At 74.8% G+C, this 25,319-nt stretch carries 24 protein-coding genes; 7 read left to right on the top strand and 17 right to left on the bottom strand.

The features are described 5' to 3' along the window. Nucleotides 1–50: 50 nt before the first annotated feature. Both LG379_RS10965 and LG379_RS10970 read right to left on the bottom strand, forming a co-directional pair. Nucleotides 51–1,289, bottom strand: coding sequence for a class I SAM-dependent RNA methyltransferase (locus tag LG379_RS10965; RefSeq protein ID WP_225754569.1), 1,239 nt, complete (start codon nucleotides 1,287–1,289; stop codon nucleotides 51–53). Then, nucleotides 1,286–3,409 carry an APC family permease gene (locus LG379_RS10970; RefSeq protein WP_225754570.1) on the bottom strand — a complete coding sequence of 708 codons (2,124 nt, stop codon included), beginning with the start codon at nucleotides 3,407–3,409 and terminating at the stop codon, nucleotides 1,286–1,288. Before LG379_RS10970 ends, LG379_RS10965 begins: the two co-directional genes overlap by 4 nt. Nucleotides 3,410–3,551: 142 nt before the next feature. Between LG379_RS10970 and LG379_RS10975 the strand changes: the two genes are divergently transcribed. Then, complete coding sequence (locus LG379_RS10975; RefSeq protein ID WP_225754948.1) at nucleotides 3,552–4,205, top strand: TrkA family potassium uptake protein; 654 nt, start codon at nucleotides 3,552–3,554, stop codon at nucleotides 4,203–4,205. Further along, nucleotides 4,205–4,879 (top strand): TrkA family potassium uptake protein, encoded by a 675-nt coding sequence (locus LG379_RS10980; protein WP_225754571.1) that lies wholly within the window; start codon nucleotides 4,205–4,207, stop codon nucleotides 4,877–4,879. Before LG379_RS10975 ends, LG379_RS10980 begins: the two co-directional genes overlap by 1 nt. On the opposite strand, the gene LG379_RS10985 is transcribed toward LG379_RS10980, so the two are convergent. From LG379_RS10985 to dut, 4 genes are all read right to left on the bottom strand, one after another. Next, nucleotides 4,806–5,543 carry a DUF3159 domain-containing protein gene (locus LG379_RS10985; protein WP_225754572.1) on the bottom strand — a complete coding sequence of 246 codons (738 nt, stop codon included), beginning with the start codon at nucleotides 5,541–5,543 and terminating at the stop codon, nucleotides 4,806–4,808. The two genes, LG379_RS10980 and LG379_RS10985, sit on opposite strands and share 74 nt — an antisense overlap. Nucleotides 5,544–5,604: 61 nt before the next feature. Further along, nucleotides 5,605–5,976 carry an OB-fold nucleic acid binding domain-containing protein gene (locus tag LG379_RS10990; RefSeq protein WP_225754573.1) on the bottom strand — a complete coding sequence of 124 codons (372 nt, stop codon included), beginning with the start codon at nucleotides 5,974–5,976 and terminating at the stop codon, nucleotides 5,605–5,607. Next, nucleotides 5,976–6,695 (bottom strand): DUF3710 domain-containing protein, encoded by a 720-nt coding sequence (locus LG379_RS10995; protein WP_225754574.1) that lies wholly within the window; start codon nucleotides 6,693–6,695, stop codon nucleotides 5,976–5,978. The genes LG379_RS10990 and LG379_RS10995 overlap by 1 nt, the downstream gene beginning before the upstream one ends. A 95-nt stretch (nucleotides 6,696–6,790) precedes the next feature. Further along, nucleotides 6,791–7,261, bottom strand: coding sequence for a dUTP diphosphatase (gene dut, locus LG379_RS11000; protein WP_225754575.1), 471 nt, complete (start codon nucleotides 7,259–7,261; stop codon nucleotides 6,791–6,793). Between the two features lie 37 nt (nucleotides 7,262–7,298). On the opposite strand from dut, the gene LG379_RS11005 reads away from it, so the two are divergent. Next, entirely contained in the window at nucleotides 7,299–7,811 is a 513-nt protein-coding gene (locus LG379_RS11005) for a DUF3093 domain-containing protein (RefSeq protein ID WP_225754576.1), read from the top strand. Here LG379_RS11005 and LG379_RS11010 read toward each other — a convergent pair. Continuing rightward, entirely contained in the window at nucleotides 7,781–8,080 is a 300-nt protein-coding gene (locus tag LG379_RS11010) for a DUF4193 domain-containing protein (protein ID WP_034225127.1), read from the bottom strand. The two genes, LG379_RS11005 and LG379_RS11010, sit on opposite strands and share 31 nt — an antisense overlap. Before the next feature lie 175 nt (nucleotides 8,081–8,255). Further along, on the bottom strand, nucleotides 8,256–9,161 hold the full coding sequence (locus LG379_RS11015) for an inositol monophosphatase family protein (protein WP_225754577.1): 906 nt from the start codon (nucleotides 9,159–9,161) through the stop codon (nucleotides 8,256–8,258). 90 nt (nucleotides 9,162–9,251) lie between these two features. Here LG379_RS11015 and sepH point away from each other — a divergent pair, with 90 nt between their 5' ends. After that, nucleotides 9,252–10,433, top strand: a complete 1,182-nt coding sequence (gene sepH, locus LG379_RS11020; RefSeq protein WP_225754578.1) for a septation protein SepH — start codon at nucleotides 9,252–9,254, stop codon at nucleotides 10,431–10,433. A gap of 26 nt (nucleotides 10,434–10,459) precedes the next feature. Here the strand turns inward: sepH and LG379_RS11025 are convergent, their stop codons facing one another. The 4 genes from LG379_RS11025 to LG379_RS11040 all read right to left on the bottom strand — a co-directional run bounded on the left by LG379_RS11025 (nucleotide 10,460) and on the right by LG379_RS11040 (nucleotide 15,720). Beyond that, nucleotides 10,460–11,122, bottom strand: a complete 663-nt coding sequence (locus LG379_RS11025; protein WP_225754579.1) for a thymidine kinase — start codon at nucleotides 11,120–11,122, stop codon at nucleotides 10,460–10,462. Nucleotides 11,123–11,135: 13 nt separating this feature from the next. Then, nucleotides 11,136–12,308 carry an alkaline phosphatase family protein gene (locus tag LG379_RS11030; protein ID WP_225754580.1) on the bottom strand — a complete coding sequence of 391 codons (1,173 nt, stop codon included), beginning with the start codon at nucleotides 12,306–12,308 and terminating at the stop codon, nucleotides 11,136–11,138. Next, nucleotides 12,305–12,886 carry a DUF5998 family protein gene (locus LG379_RS11035; RefSeq protein WP_225754581.1) on the bottom strand — a complete coding sequence of 194 codons (582 nt, stop codon included), beginning with the start codon at nucleotides 12,884–12,886 and terminating at the stop codon, nucleotides 12,305–12,307. Before LG379_RS11035 ends, LG379_RS11030 begins: the two co-directional genes overlap by 4 nt. Nucleotides 12,887–12,987: 101 nt before the next feature. Beyond that, nucleotides 12,988–15,720: a GNAT family N-acetyltransferase gene (locus LG379_RS11040; RefSeq protein WP_225754582.1), complete on the bottom strand. Its 2,733-nt coding sequence runs from the start codon at nucleotides 15,718–15,720 to the stop codon at nucleotides 12,988–12,990. A 180-nt stretch (nucleotides 15,721–15,900) separates the two neighbouring features. On the opposite strand from LG379_RS11040, the gene LG379_RS11045 reads away from it, so the two are divergent. Next, the gene (locus tag LG379_RS11045) at nucleotides 15,901–18,372 is read left to right on the top strand and encodes a DNA topoisomerase (ATP-hydrolyzing) subunit A (RefSeq protein WP_225754583.1); all 2,472 of its coding nucleotides are present in this window, start codon (nucleotides 15,901–15,903) and stop codon (nucleotides 18,370–18,372) included. A gap of 13 nt (nucleotides 18,373–18,385) precedes the next feature. Here the strand turns inward: LG379_RS11045 and LG379_RS11050 are convergent, their stop codons facing one another. Continuing rightward, nucleotides 18,386–19,474, bottom strand: coding sequence for a GNAT family N-acetyltransferase (locus LG379_RS11050; protein ID WP_225754584.1), 1,089 nt, complete (start codon nucleotides 19,472–19,474; stop codon nucleotides 18,386–18,388). Between the two features lie 142 nt (nucleotides 19,475–19,616). Then, nucleotides 19,617–21,743, bottom strand: coding sequence for a type IIA DNA topoisomerase subunit B (locus tag LG379_RS11055; protein WP_225754585.1), 2,127 nt, complete (start codon nucleotides 21,741–21,743; stop codon nucleotides 19,617–19,619). A 198-nt stretch (nucleotides 21,744–21,941) separates the two neighbouring features. Here LG379_RS11055 and LG379_RS11060 point away from each other — a divergent pair, with 198 nt between their 5' ends. Next, nucleotides 21,942–22,154: a hypothetical protein gene (locus tag LG379_RS11060; RefSeq protein WP_225754586.1), complete on the top strand. Its 213-nt coding sequence runs from the start codon at nucleotides 21,942–21,944 to the stop codon at nucleotides 22,152–22,154. A gap of 169 nt (nucleotides 22,155–22,323) precedes the next feature. After that, the gene (locus LG379_RS11065; protein WP_225754587.1) at nucleotides 22,324–22,812 is read left to right on the top strand and encodes a DUF456 domain-containing protein; all 489 of its coding nucleotides are present in this window, start codon (nucleotides 22,324–22,326) and stop codon (nucleotides 22,810–22,812) included. Nucleotides 22,813–22,867: 55 nt separating this feature from the next. On the opposite strand, the gene LG379_RS11070 is transcribed toward LG379_RS11065, so the two are convergent. The 3 genes from LG379_RS11070 to LG379_RS11080 form a co-directional block, all read right to left on the bottom strand. Continuing rightward, complete coding sequence (locus LG379_RS11070) at nucleotides 22,868–23,125, bottom strand: hypothetical protein (RefSeq protein ID WP_225754588.1); 258 nt, start codon at nucleotides 23,123–23,125, stop codon at nucleotides 22,868–22,870. A 5-nt stretch (nucleotides 23,126–23,130) separates the two neighbouring features. Next, the gene (locus LG379_RS11075) at nucleotides 23,131–24,720 is read right to left on the bottom strand and encodes an RNA polymerase sigma factor (protein WP_225754589.1); all 1,590 of its coding nucleotides are present in this window, start codon (nucleotides 24,718–24,720) and stop codon (nucleotides 23,131–23,133) included. A 137-nt stretch (nucleotides 24,721–24,857) separates the two neighbouring features. Beyond that, nucleotides 24,858–25,256: a universal stress protein gene (locus LG379_RS11080; protein ID WP_225754590.1), complete on the bottom strand. Its 399-nt coding sequence runs from the start codon at nucleotides 25,254–25,256 to the stop codon at nucleotides 24,858–24,860. Between the last annotated feature and the right edge of the window lie 63 nt (nucleotides 25,257–25,319).

The following is a 25,319-nucleotide window of genomic DNA, read 5'->3' on the forward strand; positions in this document are numbered from 1 at the left end:
CGGGGCACCGGTCACCAGCGCCGGTCGCGGTCCGGGGCGCCGCCCGCGGCTCAGGACCGGCGCAGGAGGGCCACGGCCTCCACGTGGTGCGTCATGGGGAACAGGTCGAAGGCGCGCAGCCGCTCCAGGGCGTAGCCGGCACCCGCGAGGAGCGCGACGTCCCGCGCCAGGGACGCCGGGTCGCAGGCGACGAGGACGACGCGCTCGGCCCCGAGGGAGACCAACCCGTCGACGACGGCGCGCCCGGCGCCCACGCGCGGCGGGTCCAGCACGACGACGTCGGCCGGCCCCGTCGCGCCGCTGCTGAGCACCTCGGCGACGTCACCCCGGTGGAGGCGCACCTGCGGCAGGTCGTGGACGTTCCGGCGCAGGTCGCGCGCGGCCCGCGCGTCCCCCTCGACGGCCACGACCGAGCCCCGCTCCCCCACCGCACGGGCCAGCGGCACGGTGAGGAGACCGGCACCGGCGTACAGGTCCACGACCCGGGCGCCGGCGAGACCGTCCTCGGCGAGCGCGTCCGCGACCGCACCGACGAGCACGCCCGGCGCCTCGCGGTGCACCTGCCAGAAGCCGCTCCCGGCGACGCGCCAGGTCAGGTCGCGACCGCCGACGGCGAGCGCCTCACGGACCGACGACCGCGCCGTCGGACGATGGTCGGGCCGGCCGTTCACCAGCGGGACCCCGTCGGCGAGCAGCAGCGGGCGGTCGCCGGCCGCAGGCGCGACGATCGTGAGGCGTGCGCCGGGCGACCAGCGCCGCCCGAGGACGGCGGGCACGTCGACCGCCTCCGTCGCCAGGGGCATGTCGTGGATCGCGACGACGTCGTGGGAGCGGTGGCGGTGCATCCCCGCCCGGCCGTCGGCGTCCGCGACGAGCTCGACGCGCGTGCGCCAGCGCAGGCCGCCCCGGTCGTCGTCGCCCGGTGCCGCCTCGACGACGACGCCCCGCTCGTCGTGGGCGCGGCGCAGCTGCTCCTCGACGACCGCCGCCTTCCACGCCCGCTGGGCGGGCAGGGCGACGTGCGCCAGCTCGCCTCCCCCGACGCCGCCGGGCCCCGCCTCGGGCCACGCCGAGGGCACGCGGTCCGGCGACGCGTCGACGACCTCGACCGCGTCCGCACGCCAGAAGCGCGCGTCCGGCGCCGCATCGGTGAGCCGGGCCAGCACCCGCTCGCCCGGCAGCGCGTGGCGCACGAAGACCACCCGGCCCTCGTGCCGCGCGACGCAGTGGCCTCCGTGCGCGACGGGGCCTACCTCCAGGGCCACGGGCGGGGCGTCCTCCGTGCTCACCGGTGCCCTCCGTCCTCGGCGACCCGGGAGCCGGGTGCGCCCGGTGTCGACGGCGCGGGCGGGGTGGTGTCGTCGAACGTCTCGACGGGGTCCACGCCAGCAGCGGCGCCCGGCGTGCGGGGTGCCTGGGCCACCGGGTCGGTCGCCGTCCCGAGCGGGCCGCCCACCAGCTCGGCGGAGCGCAGCTGCCACGGCACGGAGGCGATGACGACCCCGGGCGTCAGGAGCAGGCGGTTCTTCAGGCGCATGGCGCTCTGGTTGTGCAGGAGCTGCTCCCACCAGTGCCCGACGACGTACTCCGGGACGTAGACGACGACGAGGTCGCGGGGGCTGCGGCGGCGGATCGACCGCACGTACCCCACCACGGGGCGGGTCAGGTCGCGGTACGGGGAGTCGAGGACCCGCAGCGGCACCGGCAGGTCGAGGGCGTCCCACTGCCGGTGCAGCTCGGCGGTCTCGTCCGCGTCGACCGAGACGGTGAGCGCCTCGAGCGACGACGGCCGGGTCGCCCGGGCGTACGCCAGCGCGCGCATGGTGGGCTTGTGCAGCCGGGAGATGAGCACGATCGCGTGCACGCGGCTGGGCAGCGCCCGCGCGGCTGCCGGGTCATCGCCCAGGGCGAGCTCCACCCGCACGGCCTCGTAGTGCCGGCGCACACCCCGCATGAGGGCGAAGAAGATCCCCATCGCCAGCAGCGCGATCCACGCGCCGCGGGAGAACTTCGTCACGAGGACCACCCCGAGCACCGTGCTCGTGAGCGCGAGCCCGGTCGAGTTGATCGTGCGGGACCGGAGCATCGAGCGCCGGCGGGTCGGCTCGGGTTCGGTGCGCAGCTCCCGGTTCCAGTGCCGGACCATGCCGAGCTGGCTGAGGGTGAAGGAGACGAAGACGCCGACGATGTACAGGTGGATGAGGCGGGTGACCTGCGCGTCGAAGGCGGCGACGAGGACGCCCGCGCCGAGCGCCAGGAAGATGATGCCGTTGGAGAACACCAGCCGGTCGCCCCGGGTGTGCAGCTGGCGCGGCAGGAAGCCGTCCCGCGCCAGGATCGACCCCAGGACCGGGAAGCCGTTGAACGCGGTGTTGGCGGCCAGCACGAGGATGAGCCCCGTGGCCACGGCGACGACGTAGAAGGCGACCGGGACGCCGTCGAACACCGCCTGCGCGAGCTGTCCGAGCACCGGGTCCTGGACGTAGTCCTCGCCGACGGGGACGCCGTCGCGCAGGAGCTGCCGGGCCGGGTCCTCGACGTAGTGCACCCCGGTGGCGCGGGCGAGCAGCAGGATGGACATGATGAAGGTGATGGAGAGGGTGCCGAGCAGCAGGAGCGTCGTGGCGGCGTTGCGGCTCTTCGGCGGCCGGAACGCCGGGACGCCGTTGCTGATCGCCTCGACACCGGTGAGCGCCGCGGCGCCCGAGGCGAACGCGCGCATGACGAGGAAGGCCCCGGCCAGCCCCAGGAGCCCCTGCTCGTAGCCGGGCAGCGGCTGGATCTCCAGCGCGGCGCTCTCGGCCTGCGGGAGCGTCCCGGTGGCCCACCGCAGGGCCCCGACGACCGCCGTGAGGCCGACCGCGGCCATGAACAGGTACGTCGGTACGGCGAAGAACCGTCCCGACTCCTTCACGCCGCGCAGGTTGAGCACCATGAGGAGCGTCACCAGGGCCAGGGCGACCTGGACCTCGTACCCCCGCACCGCCGGGACGGCGGACGCCAGGTACTGGGCGCCGGCGCTGATCGACACCGCCACCGTCAGGACGTAGTCGACGAGCAGCGCGCTCGCGACGCCCAGACCGGCTCGCGGGCCCAGGTTGACCGTCGCGATCTCGTAGTCGCCCCCGCCGGACGGGTAGGCGCGGACGTTCTGCCGGTACGAGGCGATGACGACCGCCATGACGACGCCGACGGCCACGCCCACCCACGGCGAGACGGCCGTCGCGGCGAGCCCCGCGAACGCGAGCGTGAGCAGGACCTCGTCCGGGGCGTAGGCCACCGACGACAAGGCGTCCGAGGCGAACACCGGCAGGGCGATGCGCTTCGGCAGGAGCGTGTGCCTCAGGCGCTCGCTGTGGACCGGCCGGCCCAGCAGCAGACGCTTCGCGGCATCAGCGACGTCTGACACGGTGACCCACTCTAGGCCTGGGGTCGCGCCACGGCGGGACCACCGTCCCGGCCGCTCCCGCGGCGCGTCGACCGGCCCGGGGCCGTGCGGCGGGCGCAGGCCCCGCAGCGGAGTAGCGTGACGCATCGTGCACTTCGTCATCATGGGCTGCGGGCGCGTCGGCGCCACCCTCGCGCAGTCGCTGGAGTCCCGCGGCCACTCCGTCGCAGTGATCGACCAGAACCCCGACGCCTTCCGTCGGCTCGACGCCGGCTTCGGCGGCAACCGGGTGACCGGCCTGGGGTTCGACCGGGAGACGCTCCTGCAGGCGGGGGTGGAGGACGCCTTCGCCTTCGCCGCGGTCTCCGACGGCGACAACTCCAACATCCTCGCCGCTCGCGTCGCCCGGGAGACGTTCGGCGTCGACAACGTGGTGGCGCGGATCTACGACCCGCACCGGGCCGAGATCTACCAGCGCCTCGGCATCCCGACCGTCGCGACGGTCCGGTGGACGGCCGACCAGGTGCTGCGGCGGATGCTCCCGATGGGGGCCACGCACGAGTACCGGGACGCGTCCGGGCGGGTGGTCATCGCCCAGATCGACGTGCACCCGGCCTGGATCGGCACCCCGATCCCCCGCATCGAGGACCTCGTCGGTGCCCGCGTCGCCTTCCTGACCCGCTTCGGCGACGGGATGCTGCCGTCGGCGGAGACGGTCCTGCAGGAGCACGACCTCGTGCACGTCCTCGCGGCCGTCGAGGACGTGCCGCGCATCGAGCGGCTGCTCACCCACGCCCCCCGGCACAAGGAGGACTGATGCGCGTCGTCATCGCAGGCGCCGGGTCGGTCGGCCGATCCATCGCGCGGGAGCTCCTCGCCGCCGACCACGACGTGACGCTGGTGGACAAGCAGCCCTCGGCGATGCGCGTCGCCTCCGTCGCGGACGCGGAGTGGCTGCTCGCCGACGCGTGCGAGCTGTCGGCGCTGACGCAGGCACGGGTGGACGAGTGCGACGTCATCGTCGCCGCGACAGGGGACGACAAGGTGAACCTCGTCGTGTCCCTGCTCGCCAAGACGGAGTACGGCGTGCCGCGGACGGTCGCGCGGGTCAACAACCCCAAGAACGAGTGGATGTTCGACGAGGCCTGGGGCGTGGACGTCGCGGTGTCGACGCCGCGGATCATGACGGCGATGGTGGAGGAGGCCGTCGCCATCGGCGACCTGGTCAAGATCTTCACCTTCCACCAGTCCGGCGCCGACATCCTCGAGCTCACGCTGCCCGCGGAGTCGCCGCTCGAGGGCACCCGGGTGGGTCAGGTGGCGTGGCCCGCGGACACGGTCCTCGCCGCGCTGGTGCGCGACGGGCGGCCCCTCGCGCCGAGCGTGGACGACACGCTGGAAGCGGGCGACGAGCTGCTCATCGTGGCGGGGTCGGAGGCGGACCGGGACGCGCTGCAGCGCCTGCTCGTGGTCCGACCAGCAACCACGTGACCCACAGCACGAGCGCGAACAGCGGGACGCCCATGGCGAGCCGCGCCGTGCCCAGCCACCCGACGGCGTCCTCGCCCTGCAGGTAGAGCGGCAGCTGGACCGCGAGCCGGGCGGCGAACATGCCCGCCCAGAGCCACGTCGCGCCCAGGTACCGACGTCGGAGCACGGCTCGGCGGGGGTCCGTCCGCCAGGACATGTCCTCGCCGCGCAGCAGGCTGACCACGACGCCGACGACGGGCCAGCCGACCAGCGCCGAGACGGCCGTGCCGGTCAGCCAGGCGCCGTTGACCCACAGCCCCCAGGCGAAGAAGTCCTGGGCCTCGCCCGTGCGCGAGGCCCACAGCATGCCCACCACCACGCCGACGACGCCCGAGAACGCCTGGGTCGCCGGCGTGCGCTGCAGCAGCCGGACGACGACGGCCACGGCGGCGACCGCACCGGAGGCGACGAGCGAGGGCACGAGCTCCCGCGTGGCGAGGTACACGACGACGAAGACGAGCCCCGGCAGCACGGACTCCACCAGCCCGCGCACGCCGCCGATCGCCTCGACGAGGGAGAACTGCTCGCCCGCGAGCACCCGCACGCCCCGTCCGGCGCCCGGGACGGCGTCCGCCGGGGACGCGGGCTCGCCGCCGGGCACCTCGGGACGGTCGTCGGCTGCCACGGGACTCCTCGGTTCGTCGGGTGGGCGGTGCGGTCCGGGTCGTCCGACGCCGGGTGGGGCGTCACTGCTCGGCGTCGGCGACCAGCTCGTACCGCGGGTTGTACACCGTGGGCGAGCCGCCCTCCTCGCAGACCGTCCCCGTGACCCGCAGACGACGACCGGGACGCACGCCGGGGATCTCCCGCCGACCGAGCCACACGACGCGCAGGGACCCCGTCCCGTCGTAGAGCTCGGCCTCCAGGGCGGGCACCGTCTCCCGTGACCGGAGGGTCACGCTGCGCAGGACCCCCGCGACCGTCGTCCGGCGGCGGTCCTCGACCTGGGCGACCGGGCAGCACCCGGCGCGCTGGGCCCGGCGCCGCTCCTGCGACGCCTCGAACTCCGCGCGTGTGGCGGTCAGGCCCCGCAGCGCGCCCTGCACCCGACCCGGCATCAGCGTGTCTCCGTGATCTCCGGACCGCGGGTCAGGACGTCGGACCCGGCCTCCGGCACCTCGGGGACCTCGGCCGTGGAGCGGCCCGGCAGGACCAGCGGCAGCAGGTCCCGCGGCGCCCTCGCCTCGGACCCCCGCACGACGACGACATCCGCGAACACGCCCTCGAGCTCGGCTGCCGCCTCCTCGTCGGCCGCCGCGCGCCCGGTCAGGACACCGCGCAGGAACCATCGCGGGCCGTCGACGCCGATGAACCGGGCGGGCCGGTGCCCCGTCCGCCCTTCCTGGGTGCGGACGGGCACGCGGGCCAGGAGCTCCCGGCCGAACGGCCCGACGATGTCCTCGGCGGACCCGCCCTGCTTCGTCACGGACTCGGCGATCTCGCTGCGGATGTCGTCCCAGATGCCCTCGGTGCGGGGCGCGGCGAACACCTGCAGCTGCAGCGCGGAGCCGTGCAGGGAGATGGCGGCGGCGGTGACGAGCCGGGACGTCTTCTCGACCTCCATGCGCAGCTCCATGCCCTCGCGCCCCGGCAGCCAGAGCGGACCCAGGTCGACCCGCTTGCCGCGCTCCGGGACCTGGTCCACGTCCCAGGGGCCCCGTCCCTGGGACGCGCCGTCGTCGGGCTGCTCGTCCTGCAGGTCCGACGGCTCGCCGACGGCTGCCGCGCCCTCGTCCGGGACGGCATCCGTCTGCTTGTCTCGACGGAACAACCCCACGCGTCCAGCCTCTCGCCTCAGGGGACCACCTCGTGCGGCCCGTTCCCGACCCTAGACGCCCCGCGGGCGGGAGTCCCACCCGGCGGCGCACCACCTCACCCGGTCGGCGTGGCCCAGCCCCCGCTCGAGCCGTGGCCGTCCTCCCCCCGGTGGGACCCGGGGAGCCGTTCCGCCACGACGAAGCGCGCGCGTGCCACGGGCTGCACGACGAGCTGCGCCACACGGTCGCCGCGCCGCAGGCGGACGGGGGCGGACCGGTCCGTGTTGAGCAGCGTGACCATGATCTCCCCCCGGTAGCCCGCGTCCACCGTGCCCGGGGCGTTGAGCACGGTGACGCCGTGCCGAGCGGCGAGCCCGGAACGTGGGTGCACGAACGCCGCGTACCCGTCCGGCAGGGCGATCCGGACGCCGGTCGGCACGGTCCGACGCTCACCGGCCGCCAGCTCCACGTCCACCCGGGTGACCAGGTCGGCGCCGGCGTCGCCCGGGTGCGCGTACGCGGGGACCGGCAGGTCGTCCTCGACGAGGGTCAGGAGCACGTCGACGGGACGCGGGTCGTGCGGCACGCGACGACTCTAGTGCGCCCGGTGCGACACTGGTCCCATGACGACCGAGCACCCCCGCGCCGACGTCTCCTCCGGTCGCACCGTGTACGCCGAGCGGCTGCTGCCGGGCCCCCTCGGCTGGTCGTTCGTCCTCGGCTTCGCGGTGTTCGTCCTCGTCGCGCTCGTGCCGGTCGACCTCGTCGTCGCCCTCGTCGTGGCGTCCGCGACGCTCGTCGTCGGGATCGTCGTCGTGGCGGCCACCAGCCCCGTCGTCGCGGTGCGCGACGGCCGGCTGCACGCCGGGCGCGCCCGGATCCCGGTGAGCCTGCTCGGGCCCGGTCGGACGCTGGACCGCGACGAGGCGCGGGCGGCGCTCGGACCCGGTTCCGACGCGCGCCTCTTCGCCTGCTACCGGTCGTGGCTGCCCGGCGCCGTCCTGCTGCCCGTCGAGGACCCGCAGGACCCGACCCCGGCCTGGCTCGTCAGCTCCAGGTCAGCGCGCCGGCTGCTCGCGGCGATCGACGCCGCGCGCGGCAGCACTCAGGCGGCGCACTCGGAGCAGATCGGCTGACCGTTCCGCTCCCCGGCGAGCTGGCTGCGGTGGTGCACCAGGAAGCAGCTGGAGCACGTGAACTCGTCGGCCTGACGCGGCAGCACCCGGACCGACAGCTCCTCGCCGGACAGGTCGGCGCCCGGAAGCTCGAAGCCCTCGGCCGCCTCGGTCTCGTCCTCGTCGACGACCCCCGAGTTCTTGTCGGACCGGCGCGCCTGCAGCTCCTGGAGCGAGTCCTCGCTGAGGTCCTCGTCGGTCTTGCGCGGTGCGTCGTAGTCGGTTGCCATCAGGAGCTTCACTCTCCGGGGGTCGTGGGGCGTCGACGCGGGCGCCGACGTCGGTACATGCTCAATGCACGACGTCCGCCTCTTGTTCCCGCGTCCCTCGGCGTGGGGATTGTGCCCTATCCGTCCCGTGAGCGCACGCGCCGTGTCACCACGACGGCGCAGGGCGACGGGGCGGTCAGCCGTCGGAGTCCGCCTCGAGCTGCTCGAGCAGCTCGACGAGCACCTGTGCCGTCCCGGCCGGTCCCGCGACCGTCATCGCGGTGCCGGCCGGCTGTCCGCGCAGGCCCGTGACGAGGGCACCGGCCTCCTCGGCGACGACCTGGGCGGCGGCCAGGTCCCAGGGGTTCAGGCCGCGCTCGAAGTACACGTCCAGCTCGCCGGAGGCCACGAGGCACAGGTCCATCGCCGCGGACCCGATGCGGCGGATGTCACGCACCCGCGGGAGGACCTCGACCAGCACCCGGGCCTGGGCCGCCCGGCGGTCCGCGCGGTACCCGAACCCGGTGCCGCACAGGCTCTCGGCGAGCGGTCGCGCGTCGTTGACGCGAGCCGGACGGCCGTCGAGGTGCGCGCCGTGCCCGCGCGCCGCCGTCCAGGTGCGCCCGTCCGCCACCGCGTGCACGCAGCCGGCCAGCAGCGTCCACGCACCGGGCTCGGGGGTTCCCGCGACCGCCGCGACGGAGACCGCGTAGGCGGGGATCCCGTACAGGTAGTTGACGGTGCCGTCGATGGGGTCGAGCACCCAGGTGATGCCGCTCGTCCCCGCCTCCAGGCCGCCCTCCTCACCCAGGACGCCGTCGTCCGGCCGGGCCTCGGCGAGGAGGCGTCGCAGCTCGCGCTCCGCCGCGAGGTCCATCTGCGTCACGACGTCCACCGCGCTCGACTTCGTCGACTCCACCTGCACCGTCTCCGGACGGCCGTCGCGGATCAGCGCGCCGACGGCGCGCGCGGCCCGCTCGGCGAGGTCGCGCAGCGCCGCCGGGTCCACCGTGCCGCCTGCGCCGCCTGCGCCGCCGGGGGGCCCGCTCGGGTCGCTGGCGGGGACCGGCGAGGACGGGACGTCGGGGCGCTGGGGGTCCATCGGGCCATCCTGCCCGACCGCGGCACACCGGGCCGCCTCCCGGCGCCCCGCTGTCGGCAGTGGCAGGCTCTACCCGTGGGAGGAGGTGCCATGGGAGAGCTCACGCTCGTCGGGCTGCACGAGGACGGGGAGCACGTGCTCCTCGAGTCCCCGGACGGCCGACGCTTCCGACTGCCCATCGACGACGCCCTGCGCGCCGCGGTGCGGCGGGACCGGGCCCAGCTCGAGCAGGCCCGTGCCGAGCTGTCGGGGTCGCTGCCCCCGCGCGAGATCCAGGCGCGCATCCGCGCCGGGGCACGCGCGGAGGACGTGGCCGCCGACGCGGGCATGCCGGTCGAGCTCGTGCGCCGCTACGAGGGTCCGGTCCTCGCGGAGCGCGAGTTCGTCGTGGGCCAGGCACGAGCGACCCGGATCGGCCACGACCCCGGCGCGCCGGTGCTCGGCGACCTCGTCACCGACCGTCTGGCGACCCGCGGCGTCGGTGCGGCCGACCTCGCGTGGGACGCGTTCCGCCCGAGCAACGGCCGCTGGACGGTGGAGGTGTCGTTCTCCGTGGGCGGCTCGCCGCGCTCGGCGTGCTGGACCTTCGACGGGTCGGCGCGGACCGTGCGTGCCGAGGACGACGAGGCGCGGTGGCTGTCCGAGACGGACCTCGGCGACGCGCCGATCCCGCGGCGACACCTGGCGGCGGTCCGGGCCTCCGGCGAGGTCGACGTCGACGCGGCGCTGCGCCCGCTGCTCGCCTCGGTCGACCTCTCGCCGGCAGCCCCGGAGCCCGAGCCGGAGGACCCGATGCACGCCACCGCGGCCCTGCTGGACGACCTCACGGACCGCCGCGGGGTGCGGCAGCAGGTGGAGGTCACCGACGACGAGGACGACGACGAGGCCTTCGAGGGCTTCGGGCCCCAGCACGCCTTCGACTTCGACAACCCGGACCTCACCGTGCCCGCCGCGCACCCGCCCCACTCACGACCGGACCTGGCCGTGGACGCCCGTGTCCTCCCCATGCCCACCGGCTCCCGACCCGCCGGTGACGGCCCCGGCGGGTCGACGGGGGAAGACGCCACGGACGAGCCGGCGACGCCCGACGCGGAGGAGACCTCGGACGTCCCGCCCGGTCGGGGGGACCGGGCCACCGCGACGTCCAGCGAGGCGGGCGGGGACCGCGGCCCGGCGCCGCGCGCGCCCGGCGCCGCTCGGCCGCGGTCCAAGCGCGGACGGGCCAGCGTGCCGAGCTGGGACGAGATCGTCTTCGGAGCCAAGTCGGACTGACCGCGGTGGCCGGCGAGGCCGGCGCATCAGCCCGGCCGTGCGCCGTCCAGGGTGAAGGGCAGCGTCTCCGGCGCGGTGCTCGTCGCCCGGGCCGAGGCGACGGTCATCCGTCGCATGTGGTGGCGGCGGCACAGCACCTCGTAGCCGATCTCCGTCTGCGCGTCGGTGTCGCCGACGACGACCTGCTCGCCCTCCACCACCATGACACCGCGCACCGTGCGCGCGTTGTGCGTCGCGCGCGCGCCGCACCAGCACAGCGACATGACCTGGAGCACCTCGACGCGGTCCGCGAGCTCGATGAGCCGGGCCGAGCCGGGGAACAGCCGGGTGCGGAAGTCGGCCGTGATGCCGAAGGCGAAGACGTCGACGCCGAGCTCGTCGACGAGCGCGGCCAGCTGCTCCACCTGCTTCGGGGTGTAGAACTGCGCCTCGTCGCAGACGAGGTAGTCGACGCGCTCGCCGCGGCCGCGTCGGGAGACCACCTCGTCCCAGAAGTCCGTGGCGTCCGTGACCTCGACCGCGGGGTGCCGCAGGCCCAGGCGCGAGGACAGCATGTCCGCACCGGCACGGTCGTTGCGCGTGAAGATCACCCCACCGCGTCCGCGCGCGGCGTGGTTGTGGTCCAGCTGCAGGGCCAGCGTGGACTTGCCGCAGTCCATCGTCCCGCTGAAGAACACCAGCTCCGCCACCTGTCCGCCTCCCTCACGCCACCACGAGCAGGGGGATCTCCATCTCCCCCGCCGTCAACGACCCGTGCATCCCCCGCAGCAGCAGCGAGTGCGGCGTCTGCGTGCGCGAGTCGGCGATGCCACCGGTGCCGGTCGCGGCCACGACCACGTCCCCGAGCACGGGCTCCACGTGCGCGTCGACCTCGCCGAACAGACCCGCCGCGACCGCCTCCGACCGCTCCAGGACCACCGCGGCGTCCCCGAGCCGCTCGCGCCAGCGGTCCGCGACCGCGCCGGCCGCGCCGGGCACGGTGTGCACGTGCACCGCACGCGGCTCGCCGGCGACGACCTCGACGTCCCTGCGGAGCGCGGGCTCCGCGGCGACGTCGAGGAGACGAGCCGGGTCGACGTCGACCATGCCGTGGTCGGCGGTGATCATCAGGACGGTCCCGCCCGGCACCGAGCGGGCCAGCCGGCCCAGCTCCGCGTCCGCGGCAGCCAGCTCGTCGCCCCACTGGGCCGAGCGCCACCCCTGCTGGTGACCGACCTTGTCGACCTGGCCCCAGTAGAGGTAGACGAGCCCCGGCCCGGTGCGCAGCACGCGCAGCGTGGCGTCGACGCGCGCCTCCAGCGACTCGGCACCCAGGTACCGCGCGCCGTGCAGGGCGGCCTCGGTGAGGCCTGACCCGGCGAACGCAGCAGGACCGACGGAGTGCACCACGACGCCCTGCTCGGCGGCGTGGGCGAGCAGCGACGGACGGCGCTGCCAGCTGCGCGGCTCCCCGGCGCCCTGCCACGCGACGAGGTTCGCCAGCGCGCCGTCGACCGGGTTCCGCACGGTGTACCCCGCCAGACCCGTGCGGCCGGTGCCGTGGCCGGTGCCGAACAGCCCCATGGACGACGCCGTCGTCGAGGGGAAGCCGCACGTGAGGACACGCGCGTGCGGCAGGAGGCGCCGCAGGAACGGCGCGTGGCCCGCCCGCTCGGCGAGCATCCGGTGGCCCAGGCCGTCGACGAGCACGACGACGACCCGGTCCGCCGTCGGCACCCCCAGTCGCCGTCGTGCCTCCTCGGCGTCGCCGACCTCGGCGGGCGTCGGGGCGCCGAGGGCGCCCAGGGCGGCCGGGAGCACGCGGTCCAGGCACAGGCCCCCGTAGTCCGGCAGGACGAGGCCCGCCGCGTCCAGGACGTCGGCGGGCGCCCTCACGGGCGCCCCCGCACCGCCGCGGTCGCGGTCGAGAGCGCCCGGGCGAAGGCGACCGCCGCCCGCACGGCGTCCTTGCCCTCCGCGCGCGCCGAGATGCGGACGACGACGTCGTCCGGGGTGCTCGAGCCCGACAGCCCGTGGTCGGCGTCGCAGTCCGGGTCCCCGCAGGTGGCGGGCTCCAGGTCGATGCGCCGGACGCCGCCCCAGCCCAGCGCGAGGGTGAGCTCCGCCGGCGTCGCCCCGGCCCGGTGACGCTCGGGGACCGGCACCACATGGGTGAGGCCGACGGTCTGGACCTGCTCGAGCGGCACGGACTCGGTGGTCGCGGACGCGGACGCCGACGGGTGCACCGAGTCCGCCGGGTGGTCGTCGACGTGCGCGAGCACGAGCCGCGTCGGGGTCAGGACCAGGACGGTGACGTGCCGGCGGACCTCGGCGGCGTCGAACGTCGTCTCGGGGTGGACGAGGTGCGCGACGACGTCCTCCCCGCCGAGCGCGACGTCGAGCACGTCGGCGACCAGCTCCGGGTAGTAGCCGGCGATGTCCAGGGCGCTGCGGAGATCCTTCGTCGTGGGCACCGGCACATCCTCCCACCACGACGCGACCCCGCGGCCCGCGCGGCGACGTGTGTGGACGAGGGGCGGTCGGCGGCTGCCGCGCGACGTCCGGCCCCCGGCGCTCAGGTCGGCAGGACCCGGCGCCCGCTGTCCACGCGGTCCGTGCCGGCCAGCTGGACCTGCGCGCCCAGGACCGCGGCCCCCCGCTCCCCCACGACGACGGGATGCAGCTCCAGCTGGTGCACCTCGGGAAGGTCGTCCGCCAGCACGCTCACCCGCGCGAGGACGTCCTCCAGCGCCGCGACGTCGACCGGCGGCAGGCCGCGGTACCCGAACAGCCGCGGGCCGGCCCGCACGGCACGGATCATCTCCCGCACGTCGACGTCGGTGAGCGGGGCGATCCCGTGGCTCATGTCGCCCAGGAGGTCCACGGCGTCGCCGGCGAGCCCGAAGGACACGACGGGCCCGAAGCGCGGGTCCTCTCCCGAGCGGATCACGCACGCGGCGCCGGGGGCCGACATCCGCTGGACCTCGAAGGGACGGTCCGCCTCGCCGAACCCGCGCAGGTGCGTGCGCATCTGGTCCGTCGCCGCGACGAGCGACGCGGGGTCGGTGAGGTCCAGCCGCACGCCACCGAGGTCGATGCGGTGCCGCAGGTGACCGGCGGTGCTCTTGAGCGCCACCGGCCATCCCAGGCGGTCGGCCGCGGCGACCGCCTCGTCCGCGTCGCGCACGACGACCGTGGGCCACAGCTCGATCCCGTAGCAGCGCAGCAGCGCCGCGGCCTCCGGCTGCTCGAGCGTGAGGACACCGGGACCGGCGTCGCGCATGCGCTCCGCCACGAGGCGGCGCGCTCCGGCCGTGTCCACGCCCTCCAGCCGCAGCGGCCGACCGCGGTCCGCCGAGCGCCAGGCGCTGTAGCGGACGGCGGCGGCCAGCGCCAGGACGGCGTCCTCCGGTGCGGCGTACGCGGGGACGGTCCGCGGCACGCCGTCGGCGTCCTGCGCGGTGAGCTCCGGCGTGATGCCCCGCAGCCCGAGGATGCAGGCGACGGTCGCCGTGCCCGACGCCGCTGCCGCACGCGCGACCGCACGCGGGACGGCCGGGTCGGTCGCACCCACGGTGGGCACGTGCACGACGACGACGGCGTCGTGCGCGTCGTGGTCCGTGGCCAGCGCGGTGAGCTGTGCCTCGACCGCGGCGGGGTCGTCGCCGGGGACTGTCCAGCGGCCGCTGACCGTCAGACCGGCGGATGCGGCCGCCTCGGCCGCCAGCGCGGCGAGCGGTTCGGAGTCGGCGACGACGGCGACGCGGCGGCCCGCGGGCAGGGGCTGGTGCACGAGGAGCTGGGCGACGTCGAGGAGCTGGTGTTGGCTGTCCACCCGGATGACGCCGGACTGCCGCAGGAGCTCCTCCAGCGCCTGCCGGGGCACGCGTGTGAGCCGCACGGCGTGCCCGGCCGGGAGGACGTGGCCGGAGCGTCCGGCCGTCAGCACGACGACCGGCTTGGTCGCGGCCAGGCGCCGCGCCACCCGGGAGAACTTGCGCGGGTTGCCGATCGACTCGAGGTACAGGCCCACGACGTCCGTGGCGGGGTCGTCCGTCCAGAACTGCATGGCGTCGTTCCCGGAGACGTCCGCGCGGTTGCCCGAGGACAGGAACGTCGACACCCCGATGCGTCGCCGCCGTGCGGACTCCAGCAGCCCGACGGCGAGCGGCGCCGACTGGCACAGCAGCGCGAGACGCCCCGGCTCCGGCAGGTCCTGCGCGAGGGAGGCGTTGACCGTCCGGAAGGACCCGTCCTCGCCCGTGCCCTGCCGCACGAAGCCGAAGCTGGCCGGTCCGACCACGCGCATCCCGGCCGCGTGGGCGCTGCGCAGGAGGTCCCGCTGGAGGGCCAGGCCGTGCGGCCCGACCTCCGCGAACCCTCCGGACAGGACGACGACGCCGCGGGGCCGCAGCCTCGCGCAGCGCCGCACGACGTCCGCCGACGTGGCCGCGGGGACGGCGAGGACGAGGAGGTCGACCGCCGACGGCACCTCCTCCACCGTGGCGTACCTGTGGAGGTCGCCGGTGGCGTCCGCGATGTCGTCGTCCGGGACCGCCGGGTCGACCACGTGCACGACGGGACGTCGCCCGGGAGACCCGGAACCGACCAGGTGCCGGACGACCGCCGAGGCCAGTCGGCGCTCCCGGTCGCTGTCGTCCTCCCCCGCCACGACGACCAGGACGGAGGCGGGGTCCAGCAGCCCCCGCATGCTGCGGGCCTCGGCGCGGTGCTCGCGGTCCGCCATGACCTCGCGGGACCGCTCGGTGGGGTCGAGGTCGAAGGAGACGGTGAGGATGCCGTCGTCGAGGCGCTGGCTGACGGCGTAGCCCGCCTCGCGGAAGACCGCGATCATCTGCGCGTTCTGCGGCAGCACCTCGGCGGTGAACCGCGCGAGGCCGCGCTCACGCGCCGCCACGGCGAGGTGCTCGAGCAGCACCGAGCCGAGGCCGCGGCCGTGGTGGTCGTCCGCCACGTTGAACGCGACCTCGGCGCTGCGCGTGTCCACGCGGTCGTACCGGGCGACGGCGATGATGCGCTCCGCGTCCGCCTCGCCGGCGATCGCCACGAGCGCGACCCGGTCGCGGTGGTCGACCTGCGTGAACCGCCGCAGGTCGGACTCAGGGAGGCGCTCCAGCGGCGCGAAGAACCGGAAGTACGTGGACCGCTCCGACTGCCGGACGTGGAACTGCTGGAGCGCCGCGGCGTCGGACGGCACGATCGGGCGCACGTGGGCGGTCCCGCCGTCGCGCAGGACGACGTCCGCCTCCCAGTGCTGCGGGTAGGCCACCACCCCGTCGACCGTCACCCGACCAGGCTAGATGTTCCGCCCGGTGCCCCGGTCGCCGACGGGCACCGCGTGCGGACGTCCGCCACGGGCACGGCACGGCCGTCGGTCGCAGCGCGCCTGCACGGCGCGCGACGCCGGAGCGGCGACAATGGGGGCGCACGCCGCGAGACCCGTCCCACCCGAGGAGCACCCGCACCGATGGCCCGCCGCACGACCGGCCCGACGCAGCCCGTCGAACCCGTCGAGGAGCGCATCGTCGACATCGACGTCGCCGCCGAGATGGAGGGCTCGTTCCTCGAGTACGCCTACTCGGTCATCTACTCGCGCGCCCTCCCGGACGCCCGGGACGGCCTCAAGCCGGTGCAGCGGCGGATCCTCTTCCAGATGGCCGACATGGGCCTGCGCCCTGACCGCGGCCACGTGAAGTCGGCGCGCGTCGTCGGCGAGGTCATGGGCAAGCTCCACCCGCACGGTGACGCCGCGATCTACGACGCGCTCGTGCGCATGGCGCAGCCGTTCTCGCTCCGGCTGCCGCTCGTCGACGGCCACGGCAACTTCGGCTCCCTCGACGACGGCCCGGCCGCGGCCCGCTACACCGAGGCCCGTCTGGCGCCCGCCGCCATGGCCATGGTCACGGACCTCGACGAGGACACCGTCGACTTCGTCCCCAACTACGACAACAAGCTCACCCAGCCCGCCGTCCTCCCCGCCTCGATCCCGAACCTCCTGGTGAACGGCGCGTCCGGGATCGCCGTCGGCATGGCGACGAACATGCCGCCGCACAACCTCGTCGAGGTCGTCGCGGCGGCGCGGCACCTCGTCGACCACCCCGACGCGACGGTGGACGACCTCATGCGGTTCGTGCCGGGGCCGGACCTGCCCAGCGGCGGGAAGATCGTCGGGCTGGACGGCGTCCGTGACGCGTACCGCACGGGCCGCGGGTCCTTCCGCACGCGCGCGACCGCGCGGTTCGAGAACGTCACCGCTCGCCGCAAGGGGATCGTCGTCACCGAGCTGCCGTACACGGTCGGCCCGGAGAAGGTCATCGAGAAGATCAAGGAGGGCGTCCAGGCCAAGAAGCTCTCCGGGATCTCCGACGTCATCGACCTCACGGACCGCGAGAACGGCCTCCGCCTCGTCATCGAGGTCAAGACGGGTTTCAACCCCGACGCGGTGCTCGAGCAGCTCTACCGCTACACGCCGATGGAGGACTCCTTCGGCATCAACAACGTCGCGCTCGTCGACGGTCAGCCGCGCACCCTCGGCCTGCGGGAGCTGCTCGTCGTGTGGGTGGACCACCGGCTGGAGGTCGTGCGGCGCCGCTCGGCCCACCGCCTCCGCCGGCGGCAGGAGCGACTGCACCTCGTCGAGGGCCTCCTGGTGGCGATCGTCGACATCGACGAGGTCATCCAGGTCATCCGCACGTCGGACACGGCCGAGGTCGCCCGCGGCCGGCTCATGGGCGTGTTCGACCTGTCGGAGCCGCAGGCCGAGTACATCCTCGAGCTGCGCCTCCGCCGCCTGACGAAGTTCTCCCGCCTCGAGCTGGAGAAGGAGGCCGACGAGCTGCGCGCGGAGATCGCGGCGCTGGAGGAGATCCTCGGTGACGACCGCCGGCTCCGAGGCGTCGTGAGCGCCGAGATGGCCGCCGTCGCGCAGACGTTCGGCACCCCGCGCCGGACGATCCTCCTGGAGTCGGCCGGCGGGACGGCGACGACGTCCTCCGCCGCGGCCCCGCTGGAGGTGCTCGACGAGCCGTGCTGGGCGCTGCTGTCCGGGACCGGCCTGCTGGCGCGCACCTCCGGGGAGGGCACGCCGGCGCGGACCGGCCGCCGGTCGCAGCACGACGTCGTCGTCTCGCGCGTGCGCACCACCGCCCGGGCCGACGTCGGGGCGGTCACCAGCCGCGGGCGCGTGGTCCGGATGAGCATGCTCGACCTGCCCGCCGTGCCCCCGACCGACGGCCCGCCGTCGCTGTCCGGCGGGGTCCCCGTCTCGGAGGTCGTGGACCTGCCGTCCGGCGAGCGCGTGCTCGCCCTCGTGGCCCTCGACGCCGACGCCCCGACGCTCGCACTCGGCACGGCCGCGGGCACCGTCAAGCGGGTCGCTGCCGAGGCGGCACCCGGCAGGGACGCCTGGGACGTCATCGGGCTGCGCGACGGGGACGAGGTCGTCGGTGCGTGCACGGTCGACGACGACGACGAGCTCGTGCTCATGACGACCGACGCGCAGCTCCTGCACTTCCCCGCCTCGGCGGTCCGACCGCAGGGCCGTCCCGCGGGCGGCATGGCCGGGGTCAAGGTGGCGCCCGGGCAGCGGGTCGTCTTCTTCGGCGCGGTGCCCACAGCCGACGGCGCCGACCCCGCCGATGGCCTCGACCCCGCGGTGGTGGTCACCGTCGCCGGTGCGTCGGACGCCCTGCCCGGCACGCAGGCGGGGACTGCGAAGGTGACGCCGTTCGCCCTCTACCCCGCCAAGGGCCGCGCGACCGGCGGCGTCCGGGCGCACCGGTTCCTGCGCGGTGAGGACGCGCTCCTGCACGCCTGGGTCGGACCCGGCCCCGCGCGCGCCACGGGCTCGGCAGGGCAGGCGGTGGACCTGCCGGCGCCGGTCGACCGCCGCGACGGCTCGGGCACACCGCTGGCCGCGCCGGTCCACGCCCTCGGCTGAGGACCGTCGCGGCTCAGATCTCGACGCTGTAGAGCACCTCGCCGGACACGCGCTCGTAGCCGAGCCGCTCGTAGAGCGTGTGGGCGCCGCTGGGGTTCGCCGTGTCGACGCTCAGCGCCGCGTACTGCATCCCGTCCTCGCGGTACGCGCGCATGGCGGCGGCGAGGAGGGTGACGGCGATGCCGCGACCCCGGTAGGCGGGCCGGACGCCGAGGAGGTCCGTGTAGCCGCAGCTGTACCCGAGCACGGGCCAGTCCTGCTCGTACCGGCCGGACAGGAGGTAGGCCGCGACCGTGGGCGGGGTCGACGACGACGCGTCGTCGCCGCCGGACGGGTCGAGGACGACGAAGCTCCACGACGGCACGAAGCCGCTCTGGTGGTTCCGCCAGGTCTCCGGCGTCTGCGGCTCCGTGCCCCAGTGGTCGAGGAACGCCTCGTTGTGCGCCAGCCGGACCGCGTCGTCCAGCTCCTCCGTCCACGGCACGACCTGCAGGCCGGCGGGTGCCGGAGCGGGCGGGACCGGGTCAGCGAGGTCACGCCGCATCTGCGTGTACCAGCGGATGGGGCTGAAGCCGGCGGCCGCGTACAGGCGCCGCTGGTCCCGCTGGTGCTCGTCGACGTAGACAGCCAGCCGCCCCGGGACGTCCTTGCCGCTCGCGGCGAGCATCTGCCGACCGCGGCCCTCCATCCAGGCGAGGATCGCCGGGCCGACGCCCCGGCTGCGCCACGCAGGGTGCACGCCGCCGCGCAGGAACGCGCGCACGGTGCGCTCGTCGCCGGGACGCACCTCGACCATCGCGTACGCGCGCAGTGCGCCGTCGGCGTCGACGCCCGCGAGGGTGTCCGTCGAGAGGTCCTTCCATGCGCCCTCGAGCATCTCCCGGGCACCGGCGGCCGAGGTGCGCGAGATGTTGTCGTCGGCGTCCTCGATGGTCGCCAGCAGGACGTGCAGCGCGTCGGCGTCGGCGAGCGTCAGGGGGCGCCACACCAGCTCCAGGTGACCGGGCGGGAGCTCCACGACGGCGGGGGCGTCCGCGCGGACGGCCAGCCCGCCGGGCCCGGGACGGGCTCCGCCGGCCTCTGCGGGGTACGGGTCGTTCACGGCACCACCGTAGAGGTCCGGGGGCACGCGGCCGACCCGGAGGCCGTGCGAGCGGCGCGGCCGGGCACGGTGGGGAGACCTTGCGGCGCGCGGACGGCGGACCTGGCCCCGGCCGACGCCGGGCTCGGCGGGCGACGAGCCGTCAGGCGTCGATCCGCGCTCGGTCGAGCTGGGCGGCACCCGCCACGATGAAGTCGCGTCGCGGTGCGACCTCCGACCCCATGAGCAGCTCGAAGACGCGCTCGGCCGACGCGGCGTCCTGTGCCGTGACCCGCCGCAGCGTGCGGTGGCGCGGGTCCATGGTCGTCTCCGCGAGCTGGTCGGCGTCCATCTCGCCGAGGCCCTTGTAGCGCTGGATGTCGTCCTTGTAGCGCCGACCGGCCTTCTGCAGCCGCTTGAGCGTGGTGGCCAGCTCCGCCTCGGAGTACGTGTACACGTACTCGTTCTTGCGTGCGCCGGCGCCGACCACCTCGACCCGGTGCAGCGGCGGCACCGCGGCGTAGACGCGGCCGGCGTCCACCAACGGGCGCATGTACCGGAAGAAGAGCGTGAGCAGCAGCGTGCGGATGTGCGCGCCGTCGACGTCCGCGTCGGTCATCAGCACGATCTTCCCGTAGCGCGCGGCGTCGAGGTCGAAGCTGCGCCCCGACCCGGCGCCGATCACCTGGATGATGGCGGCGCACTCCGCGTTGCGGAGCATGTCGCTGATCGAGGCCTTCTGGACGTTGAGGATCTTGCCGCGGATCGGCAGGAGCGCCTGGAAGTCGGAGTTGCGGGCCAGCTTCGCCGTCCCGAGCGCGCTGTCGCCCTCGACGATGAACAGCTCGCTGCGATCGACGTCGTCGCTGCGGCAGTCCGCGAGCTTGGCCGGCAGGGCCGACGTCTCCAGCGCGTTCTTGCGCCGGGAGATCTCCTTCTGCTTGCGGGCCGACAGCCGGGCGCGCATCTCGGCGACGATCTTGTCGAGCAGGAGCGAGGACTGCGCCTTGTGGTCGCGCTTGCTCGAGGTGAGCAGCGCCGTGAGCTCCTTCTCGACCACCTTCGCGACGATGCCGCGCACCGGTCCCGTGCCGAGCACCTCCTTGGTCTGGCCCTCGAACTGCGGCTCGGACAGGCGCACGGTGAGGACGGCGGTGAGCCCCGCCATGACGTCGTCCTTCTCCAGGCGTTCGCTCGAGTCCTTCGAGGAGACCTTGAGGCGGCGGGAGTTCAGCTCGACGGCCTTGCGGAGGGTCTTGAGCAGGCTCTGCTCGAAGCCGGCGAGGTGGGTGCCGCCCTTGGGGGTGGAGATGATGTTGACGAACGTGCGCAGCTCGGTCTCGTACCCGGTCCCCCAGCGCAGCGCGACGTCGACCTCGCACTCGCGCTCGACCTCCTGGGACATGAGGTGGCCACGGTCGTCGAGCACGGGCACGGTCTCGACGAAGGTGCCGGAACCCGTCAGCCGCCACGTGTCGGTCACCGCCGGGTCGGGCGCCAGGAAGTCGACGAAGTCCACGGCACCGCCGTGGTGCACGAACGTCTCCTCGTGCGGCCCGTCGGCGCCGGGCGTGCCGGGCAGACCTCGCTCGTCGCGGACCGTGACGGTGAGCCCGGGCACGAGGAACGTCGTCTGCCGGGCACGCGAGACGAGCTCGTCGTAGGAGAAGACCGCCGACTTCGGGAAGACCTGACGGTCCGCCCAGTAGCGCACCCGCGTGCCCGTGCGGGCTCGGGGCACCTTGCCGGTCACGGTCAGCTCGGAGGCGTCGACGAAAGGAGTGAAGGCAGCGTCGGGATCCGGGCGCCCGCGGTCGGCGTACAGGCCGGGCTCGCCGCGGTGGAACGTCATGCGGTGCGTCCGGCCGTTGCGGTCCACCTCGACGTCCAGCCGCGCGCTCAGCGCGTTGACGACGCTCGCGCCCACCCCGTGCAGACCGCCGGACGCGGCGTACGAGCCGCCGCCGAACTTGCCCCCGGCGTGGAGCTTGGTGAACACGACCTCGACGCCGGAGAGCCCCGTCTTCGGCTCCACGTCCACGGGGATGCCGCGGCCGTCGTCACGGACCTCGACCGAGCTGTCGGCGTGCAGCACGACGTCGATCCGGTCGCAGTGCCCGCCCAGGGCCTCGTCGACGGAGTTGTCGATGATCTCCCACAGGCAGTGCATGAGCCCGCGCGAGTCGGTCGTCCCGATGTACATGCCCGGGCGCTTGCGCACCGCCTCCAGGCCCTCGAGGACCGACAGGTGGCGTGCGGTGTAGCTCGACTCCGACAGCGTGCTCGTCACGTCCCCGAGGGTAGACGGTCCCTCCGACACCGCCGCCGCGACGTGCCGCCCGTCCGACGAGCGGCTGCGCGCTCCCGCCGGGACGGCCACCCGGACGCCCCTCTCCGGCTGCTGAGCGAGGGAGCCGCGGGCTACGCGGTCAGCGAACCCCGCCCTCCCCGTGAGGCCGGGGGGCGCAACGGATGCTTTCATGTTCACGTGACGACGACGACGAGATCCCCGCTGACAGCGGCCGACCGCTGCGACCGCTGCGGTGCGCAGGCCTACGTCCGTGTGGTGCTGCCCACGGGCGAGCTGCTCTTCTGCGCCCACCACGCGCGCCGGCACGCCTCGGCCTTCGCCGAGGTTGCCGTCGACATCCAGGACGAGACCGACCGCCTCCTCGAGGAGCACGGCGCTCCGGCTCGCTGAGCCACCACGATCCCCGCAGGGCCCGACCGGCACCGTCCGGTCGGGCCCTGCGCCGTGTCCGGTGAGGCCGCCCAGCACGAGGAGGCGCGACGTGCAAGAGTTCGTCAGCCCACCGCAACCGCGGCGCCCGCGACCGAGAGCTCGCTGACGCCTGGACCGAGGAGTGCCCATGGATCTCGTCGAGGGGCTCGTCGCGCTCGGCGTGCTGGTCGGGCTCGTCGGGATCGTCGTCCCCGTCCTGCCGGGATCCATCATCATCGCGGTGTCCGTGCTGCTGTGGGCCCTCGACCGTGGCACCCCGGGCGCCTGGGGCGTGCTGGCCGCCGTCGTCGTGCTGCTGGCGGCGGGCAACCTGGCGACCTACGTCATCACCGGTCGGCGGGTCGCCGCGTCGGGCGTGCCCCGACGGACGCTCGTCCTCGCCGGCCTGGCCGGCATCGTCGGGTTCTTCGTCATCCCGGTGATCGGGCTGTTCCTCTTCTTCGCCGGCGGACTGTTCCTCGCCGAGTACGCACGCCTGCGCGACGCGGAGGCGGCTCGCAGCTCCGCGTTCCTGGCGCTGCGCGCGACGGCGCTCGGCCTGCTCGTCGAGCTGGCGCTGGCGCTGACCGCAGCCGCCACGTGGCTCGTGGCGGTGCTCGCCGGGGTCGGCGGCTGATCCGACGGTCCGCAGGAGGGCGCGCCGGGACGGCGGGCCCTGCGTCAGCCGTGCGTCAGCCGTCGAGCCGACCGCGGGGACCGGCCCATCGGTCCGACCGGCGACCGCCGGACGCGCCGCCGAGCTCCGCCGCCCGTCGTGCGAGGGCACGCCGGTCTAGCACCACCGTCGTCACGCCACCCGCGACACCGAGCACGGTGAGGGCCACGAGCCAGCCGTCTACGCCGCCGTCGCGGACGCCGAGGGCGGCCACCAGCGCGGCGCCCGCGAGGGCCAGACCGAGCAGGGTCCAGCCGGTGGAGCGACGGGACACGACGCTCAGTCGAGGTAGTCGCGGAGGACCTGCGAGCGGCTCGGGTGCCGCAGCTTCGACATCGTCTTGGACTCGATCTGGCGGATCCGCTCACGCGTGACCCCGTAGACCTTCCCGATCTCGTCGAGCGTCTTGGGCTGGCCGTCCGTCAGGCCGAAGCGCATGGAGACGACGCCGGCCTCGCGCTCGGAGAGCGTGTCGAGCACCTGGTGCAGCTGCTCCTGCAGGAGCGTGAAGCTCACCGCGTCGGCCGGCACGATCGCCTCGGAGTCCTCGATGAGGTCACCGAACTCGCTGTCGCCGTCCTCACCGAGCGGCGTGTGCAGGGAGATGGGCTCGCGGCCGTACTTCTGGACCTCGACGACCTTCTCCGGGGTCATGTCGAGCTCCTTGGCGAGCTCCTCCGGCGTGGGCTCCCGCCCGAGGTCCTGGAGCATCTGCCGCTGCACCCGGGCGAGCTTGTTGATCACCTCGACCATGTGCACGGGGATGCGGATCGTCCGCGCCTGGTCCGCCATGGCGCGCGTGATGGCCTGACGGATCCACCAGGTCGCGTAGGTCGAGAACTTGTAGCCCTTGGTGTAGTCGAACTTCTCGACCGCACGGATGAGGCCGAGGTTGCCCTCCTGGATGAGGTCCAGGAACAGCATCCCGCGACCGGTGTAGCGCTTGGCGAGGGACACGACGAGCCGCAGGTTCGCCTCGAGCAGGTGGTTCTTCGCCCGACGGCCGTCCTGCGCGATCCACTCGAGCTCGCGGCGGAGCTTGGGCTCGAGGTTGGTGGCCGCCGCGAGCTTCTCCTCCGCGAACAGGCCGGCCTCGATGCGCTTGGCGAGCTCGACCTCCTGCTCGGCGTTGAGGAGCGCGACCTTGCCGATCTGCTTGAGGTAGTCCTTCACCGGGTCCGCGGTCGCACCGGCGGTGACGACCTGCTGCGCGGGCGCGTCGTCGTCGTCGGCGTCGGAGTACGTGAACCCGGTGTCCTCGTCCTCCGGCTTCGCCGGCGCCGCGGCAGCGGGCTGCACCTCGGCGTCGTCCTCGGTCGCCGTCTCGTCCTCCTCGACGACGACCGGCGTGTCGGCGTCCGCGTCGACCTCCTCCGCACCCGCGACCTCGGCGATGTCGGGCTCGACGTCGTCCAGGTCGGCGTCCTCCTCCGTCTCCGCGGGCTCGGCGGCGTCCTTCGCCTGGGCCTTGCCCTGCGCGGCTCCGGCCTTCGCCGCGGCGCGGGGCGCGCTCGTCGCGCCTGCCGTCTTGGCGGCGGCTGCCGTGCCCGCCGCCTTGGGGCGCCTCGTGGCCTTCTTGACGGTGACCTCCTCGCCCTCGGGCGCCTTCACCGTCGTGGCACTCGCGCGCCGGGTCGCCGCAGCGGCGACGGCCGGCCGCGCCGTCGGCTCGCCGACCGCGATGCCGGCGTCCTGCAACCCGCGCAGCACCGCCTTCAGCCGCGCGGGAGCCACCTGTGCGGACTCGCACGCCACGCGCAGCGACTCCGCGTCGACGGAGCCGTGCGTACGGCCGAGACGGACGAGGTCCTGCAGGGCAGGGCTCTCGAACTCGCGCGGGAGGGCAGGACGGGAAGTCTGGGAGGGCAAGAGAGAACCTTTCGGCGCACCAGGGCTCGGAGGGAAGGTCCGGGGTCGAGGAACCATTGTAACGTCCGGGTCCCTCACGGGCGTGCGTGCGACGAGCCGTACCAGGGCGGGCGTGGCCGGTTCACCCGCGCCGCGGGTCAGGGGGTGCTCGGCTTGACGGCGAGCACCGGGCACGGGGCGTCGAGCAGGATGCGCTGCGCGTTGGAGCCCAGGATGAGCTTGCCGACGGGGCTGCGCCGGCGCAGCCCGATGACGATGAGCTCGGCCGACTGGTCGACGGCGGCACCGATGATGTCGTCGGCCACGTCGCGGCCCCGCGCCGTCTGGCGCACGTCGAACGGCACCCCCGAACGGGTGAGGCGTTCGCGGACCTCCTCGACGTGCTGCTCGAGGTCCGTGGGCTCGGAGCCGAAGCGCTGCCCGCGCTCGCTCAGGACGACCACGAGGTCGACCCCCCGGCGCTGGGCCTCCGTCAGTGCCGCCTCGAGGGCGGCGTTGCCCTCCGGCGTGGCGACGTAACCGACCACGACGCTCATCGGTCCTCCTCGTACGGCGGCTGCAGCGACGTGGCGACGCTACCGGATCGCTCAGCCCCCCGG

The sequence above is a fragment of the Actinotalea sp. Marseille-Q4924 genome (assembly GCF_916618755.1).
GTDB lineage: Bacteria > Actinomycetota > Actinomycetes > Actinomycetales > Cellulomonadaceae > Actinotalea.

Coding starts and splice junctions, on each gene's coding strand:
- LG379_RS10975 (WP_225754948.1), top strand. CDS start 3,552: ATGGGCTGCGGGCGCGTCGGCGCCACCCTCGCGCAGTCGCTGGAGTCC.
- LG379_RS10980 (WP_225754571.1), top strand. CDS start 4,205: ATGCGCGTCGTCATCGCAGGCGCCGGGTCGGTCGGCCGATCCATCGCG.
- LG379_RS10990 (WP_225754573.1), bottom strand. CDS start 5,976: ATGCCGGGTCGGGTGCAGGGCGCGCTGCGGGGCCTGACCGCCACACGC.
- LG379_RS11005 (WP_225754576.1), top strand. CDS start 7,299: ATGACGACCGAGCACCCCCGCGCCGACGTCTCCTCCGGTCGCACCGTG.
- LG379_RS11010 (WP_034225127.1), bottom strand. CDS start 8,080: ATGGCAACCGACTACGACGCACCGCGCAAGACCGACGAGGACCTCAGC.
- LG379_RS11015 (WP_225754577.1), bottom strand. CDS start 9,161: ATGGACCCCCAGCGCCCCGACGTCCCGTCCTCGCCGGTCCCCGCCAGC.
- sepH (WP_225754578.1), top strand. CDS start 9,252: ATGGGAGAGCTCACGCTCGTCGGGCTGCACGAGGACGGGGAGCACGTG.
- LG379_RS11045 (WP_225754583.1), top strand. CDS start 15,901: ATGGCCCGCCGCACGACCGGCCCGACGCAGCCCGTCGAACCCGTCGAG.
- LG379_RS11065 (WP_225754587.1), top strand. CDS start 22,324: ATGGATCTCGTCGAGGGGCTCGTCGCGCTCGGCGTGCTGGTCGGGCTC.
- LG379_RS11080 (WP_225754590.1), bottom strand. CDS start 25,256: ATGAGCGTCGTGGTCGGTTACGTCGCCACGCCGGAGGGCAACGCCGCC.